This is a genomic window from Mesorhizobium sp. M2A.F.Ca.ET.037.01.1.1, from assembly GCF_003998075.1.
Classification (GTDB): Bacteria; Pseudomonadota; Alphaproteobacteria; order Rhizobiales; family Rhizobiaceae; genus Mesorhizobium.
In genome coordinates this window covers 1-1,197 of sequence record NZ_RZSA01001411.1, presented here as the reverse complement: position 1 = coordinate 1,197, position 1,197 = coordinate 1, and the positions used below count along the sequence as shown (strand labels likewise).

Annotated in this window: 1 protein-coding gene and 1 pseudogene; both read left to right on the top strand. The window is 65.6% G+C overall.

Annotation, left to right across the window (positions count from 1 at the left end):
- The first annotated feature begins 238 nt into the window (after window positions 1-238).
- Window positions 239-931, top strand: a complete 693-nt coding sequence (locus EOA27_RS37195) for a hypothetical protein (RefSeq protein ID WP_127258796.1) — start codon at window positions 239-241, stop codon at window positions 929-931.
- Window positions 932-938: 7 nt separating this feature from the next.
- Window positions 939-1,197: pseudogene (locus tag EOA27_RS37190) on the top strand (hypothetical protein); the annotation flags it as partial.

The window sequence follows — 1,197 nt, the reverse complement described above, 5'->3', positions numbered from 1 at the left end:
GCGGGAGACCGGAGCTGCCAATCTCCCCCCTTGTGGGGGAGATGCCCGGTAGGGCAGAGGGGGGCGCGAAGGAACGCGACGTCTCAGAACTGCCTTTCGCTATGGTTTGTTGTGGTGGGGTAAGGATCCCAAACGCCGATAGGCTGGCGGGACAGCGCCCCCCTCTGTCCTGCCGGACATCTCCCCCACAAGGGGGGAGATTGGCCAATCGCCAATGCCCCGCCACCGAGCCCACCCCATGAGCGGCACGATCTGGTCGAAATTCTTCTGGTCGGACTGGGAGTCCGATCCGAACCTGCGGCTGTGCTCGCTCGCGGCGCAGGGCCTTTGGATGCGCATGCTGTGCATTGCCGCCGCGCACGAGCCCATCGGCTATGTCGCGATCGCCGGCAAGGGGCTGGAGGAGACGGCCCTTGCCCGCCTTGCCGGCTGTGCGGAGGGGGAGCTTGGCGCGCTGCTTTCCGAACTGGAAGGCAACCGCGTCTTCTCGCGCGATCGCCACGGCCGCATCTATTCCCGACGCATGATCGCCGACGCCCGCAAGGCGCGCGCGGCGCGCAAGAACGGCTTGAAGGGCGGCAACCCAAGCCTTTCGAAGGAAAGGGCTTTTTCGCCCCCGGATAAGCGGCGGGCAAGGGCCGGGGATAAGGCGGGCGATAAGCCCCAGAGTCCAGACTTCCAGAGTCCACAATCCATCGATCCATCAAAAGAAAACGCCCCGGCGTTTTCTTCCTCCGCTTCGCGGAACAGGAATGGAAAAGCAGTTTCGGATCGCCCGGCCGCGCCCGGACAAAAATGGCGTGGGCGCAAAACCCATGTCGATGCCGCCAACGCAATCATCGAGGAGATCAATGACTGCAGCCGAATTGCAGCAGGCGGCGAAGGCGCTAGCCGCGATGTTTTCCTGCTTCCCGCAGTCCGCGCTGGCTGACGCCGAGATGCAGCTGCGCGGCTATCTGGCCGCCGTGCAGGATGCCGAGCTTCAAGACGTCGAGGCCGCGATCCGGCGCTTCATTCGCGGCGAGGCCAAGATGGCCAACGCCCAGTTCTGCCCGTCGAGCGCCCAGCTTTCCATCGAAGTGCGCGAGAGGCGGCTGATGCGGGAGCTGACGGCGAAGCGGAGTGTCCAGCTAGGCGCCAGTTCCTCGCCCCCGCAATGCGGGGGAGAGGTGGCGCGGCGAAGCCGCGACGGAGAGG

What these genes read in the sequence shown, in the direction of transcription:
- EOA27_RS37195 (WP_127258796.1), top strand. Translation starts at nt 239, where the DNA reads ATGAGCGGCACGATCTGGTCGAAATTCTTCTGGTCGGACTGGGAGTCC.